Origin of the sequence: Kineococcus indalonis, from assembly GCF_009906395.1 — a bacterium.
Lineage (GTDB): Bacteria > Actinomycetota > Actinomycetes > Actinomycetales > Kineococcaceae > Kineococcus > Kineococcus indalonis.
The window spans coordinates 1-2,635 of sequence record NZ_JAAALM010000537.1; the positions used below are offsets into that span (position 1 = coordinate 1).

General features: G+C 79.1%; 2 protein-coding genes. One reads left to right on the forward strand and one right to left on the reverse strand.

The window, feature by feature from the left end:
• Nucleotides 1-2: 2 nt before the first annotated feature.
• The gene (locus GTR00_RS18530; protein ID WP_166613044.1) at nucleotides 3-1,916 is read right to left on the reverse strand and encodes a cation:proton antiporter domain-containing protein; all 1,914 of its coding nucleotides are present in this window, start codon (nucleotides 1,914-1,916) and stop codon (nucleotides 3-5) included.
• A 165-nt stretch (nucleotides 1,917-2,081) separates the two neighbouring features.
• Here GTR00_RS18530 and GTR00_RS18535 point away from each other — a divergent pair.
• Nucleotides 2,082-2,635, forward strand: a 554-nt coding sequence (locus GTR00_RS18535; protein ID WP_166613045.1) for a universal stress protein, incomplete at its 3' end; no start/stop codon positions are given.

Genomic DNA, 2,635 nt, shown 5'->3' on the forward strand with positions numbered 1-2,635 from the left:
CCTCAGCCCATGCGCTCGTCCACGAAGCACCACCGCCACGCCTCGCCGGGCTCGGCGCTGACCACCACGGGGTGCGCGTCGGCGGCGGCGTGGGCGCGGGCGTGCCGGCGCGGCGAGGAGTCGCAGCACCCCACGTGCCCGCACCCCAGGCAGGTGCGCAGGTGCACCCACGCGGTGCCCTCGCGCAGGCAGTCCTCGCACGCCGCGGCCGAGGCCCGCGAGAAGCCCCCGCCGTCCGGGGCCGCGCGCAGGTGCTCGCAGGTGTCCGCCCGCTGCGCCGGGGCCAGCGCCCGGTCCGGGTGCAGCGCCCGCACCTCCCCGGCGTGCTCCAGCAGCGACTCCTCCAGGTCGATCGCGGCCAGCGCCGAGCGCAGCACCGGCGGGGCCGCGCGGCCGGTGTCGCGGGCCTCGACGACGACGTCGCGCTCGGCGGCCAGCATCTGCAGGCGCAGCGCGGCGTACTGCGCCGAGGGGGTGGTGCGCTCGGCCAGCGGCCGGCCCAGGCGTTCCCACGCCGCCAGCGAGCGGGCCTGCGCGCGGGCGCGCAGCCGCTCGCGCACCTCCTCGGGCACGTCCGCCGGTGCGGTGCCGGGCACCTGCCCGGGTGCGGTGCCGCTGAGCACCTCCTCCAGGCGCCGCAGGCCCGCCGCACCGGCCGCGTCGACGAGCTCCGCGGCCTGCAGCGCGTCGGCGGCCGGGTCCGGCCCCGGTGCACCCACCCGGCGCACCAGCCACGGCAGGGTGGAGCCCTGCACCAGCAGGGTGCCGGCGACCACCGTGAACGCGGCCAGCAGCAGCACGGGGCGGTGCGGCACGTCGGCCGGCAGCAGCTGCGCCGCGGCCAGCGTCACCACCCCGCGCATCCCGGCCCAGGACACCAGCACCGTCACCTGCGGGGACCACGCCCGCCCCCGCCACGTCGCCGGCCCGAAGCGCAGCAGCAGCCACACCGCGTGCAGGAACGCGAAGCGCGAGAGCACCGCGGCCACCAGCACGCCGGCGCACACCAGCACCGCGCGCCCGGTGCCGAGGTCGTCGGCCGCGGCGTCGCGCAGCAGGTGCGGCAGCTGCAGCCCGATGAGCAGGAACACCGCGCCCTCCAGCAGGAACTGCACCGTGCGCCAGTTCGTGGCCTCGGCGATGCGCGCGGAGGCGGTCTGCACGCGCGGCGCCCGGTGCGCCATCGCCAGGCCGGTGACCACGGTGGCCAGCACCCCCGACACGTGCAGCGCCTCGGCGGGCAGGAACGCCAGGTACGGCGCCGCGAACGACAGCGCGGTGTCCAGGACGGGGTCGTGCACGCGCCGGCGCACCGCGAGCAGCACCGCGGCCACCACCGCCCCGATCAGCACCGCGCCGAGCACGGCGAGCGCGAACTCGCCGCCGACGTGCACGGGGGAGACGGACTCCGTCAGCGCCGTGACCGCCACGCTGAGGGCGATGAGGGCCGTGGCGTCGTTGACCAGGCTCTCCTCCTCCAGCAGCGTCGCCACCCGCCGCGGCAACCCGAGCCGCTGGCCGATCGCCGCGGCCGCCACCGCGTCCGGGGGCGCCACCACCGCCCCCAGCGCCATGCACGCCGCCAGCGCCACGCCCGGCAGCAGCCACGACGTCGCCGCGCCGATCACCACGGTGCTGAACACCACCAGCACCACCGACATCAGGAACGTGGCGAGCTTGTCGCGGCGGAAGTCGTACAGCGACGCCTGCGCCGTGGTGGCGTACAGCAGCGGCGGCAGCAGCCCGTTGAGCACCAGCTCCGGGGTGAGCGTGAACTCCGGGACCCCCGGCGCGAAGGAGACCACCGCCCCGGTGGCCAGCATCACCAGCGGGGTCGGCCAGCCGAACCGGTCGCAGGCGGCGGCCACCGCGCACACCACGACCGTCATGCCCACCAGCGCCAGAGCGATCTCCACGGGCGCAGCATGTCAGTGCCCGGCGGCGGCGGGCGCGACCCCCGCCGGGCCCCGGCGCGGTCCTGCACGGTCCGGCGGGGGAGCGGGCGCGGTCCGTGCCCCGGACCCCTGTCGCGCCGGCCCGCGCGGGCGCACCCTGGAGGGGCACGACGGCGCGAGGAGGCGGTGGACGTGGGGACCGGTGTGCAGCCGGGCGCGCAGGCGCCCGCGGGCGGGGCGGGGCCCGACGCGGTGGACGGGGCCGTGCTGGTCGGTGTCGAGCGCGGCGAGGAGTCGCTGCCGGTGGTGCGCTGGGCGGCGCGCGAGGCCGCGCGCCGGGGCGCGCCCCTGCTGCTGCTGCACGCCGAGCAGCTGCCGGTGGCCTCCGACGCCCTCGGCACGGTGTGGGTGGGCGACGTCGCCGACCAGCTGGACCGGGAGGCGCGCGAGGCGCTGGAGCGGCTGGCCGAGCGCGCGGGCGCCGCGGCGCCGGGCGTGCGGGTGCGCACGCGGCTGGTGCACGAGCACCGGCGCCACGCCCTGCTGCGGGCCAGCGCCCGGGCGTGCCTGGTGGTCACCGGCCCCGGGCACCTCGCGGGCCGGCGCGGCGGTGTGCTCGGGGAGCTGGTGCTGGGCTCGACGTGCCTGTCCCTGGTCGCGCACGCGCCCTGCCCGGTCGTGGTGGTGCGCGCCCGCGCCGGGGACGCCGAGGAGGCCGAGGGCGCGGGAGGTCCCGGGGG